This is a genomic window from Psychrobacter sp. 1U2 (assembly GCF_051847575.1).
This window is the reverse complement of sequence record NZ_JBPYDC010001663.1, coordinates 1-547: the sequence shown is the minus strand read 5'-3', so window position 1 is coordinate 547 and position 547 is coordinate 1. Positions and strand designations below refer to the sequence as shown.

Here is a 547-nt window from a genome sequence, read left to right as displayed (position 1 = left end):
GATTTATATTTACTCTCATATATCAGGCGGTTTAGCATCGTCTATAGCGGTATGAAGTTGCACCGATTTCAAGTATAATCGTAGCCCTTCCCAGCTTGCACATTTTTATAAAAATCCTTTATAACGGTTGTTTATGACCAAGGATTTAGCGTTAAGCTACACCTACATTTTGGATGGCTGCCAAACCTATGAGTAACACCCCAACAATAACTTCAAAATATCAAGAAAGTATCGAATCTTATCGTCACTTGATTGGCTCAACAGGCGAGGATTTGTCTCGCCCTGGCCTTGAGGATACTCCTGAACGTGCGGCAAAAGCTTTTGCTCATTTAACCCAAGGCTATCATCAAAGCTTAGATGAAGTCGTCAATGATGCCGTATTTCCATCGACCAATCGTGAGCTAGTATTGGTACAAAACATTGAATTTTATTCGCTATGTGAGCATCATATGTTGCCTTTTCATGGTATCGCTCACATTGGATATTTGCCCAATGGACATGTTTTAGGATTGTCAAAATTTGCCCGTATTGTCGATATGTTTGCACG

At 40.0% G+C, this 547-nt stretch carries 1 protein-coding gene; it reads left to right on the top strand.

Annotated elements, in window-relative coordinates:
- Positions 1-188: 188 nt before the first annotated feature.
- Positions 189-547: GTP cyclohydrolase I (gene folE, locus ACS8FD_RS23755; RefSeq protein ID WP_439277658.1), on the top strand; the 359-nt coding region annotated here is incomplete at its 3' end.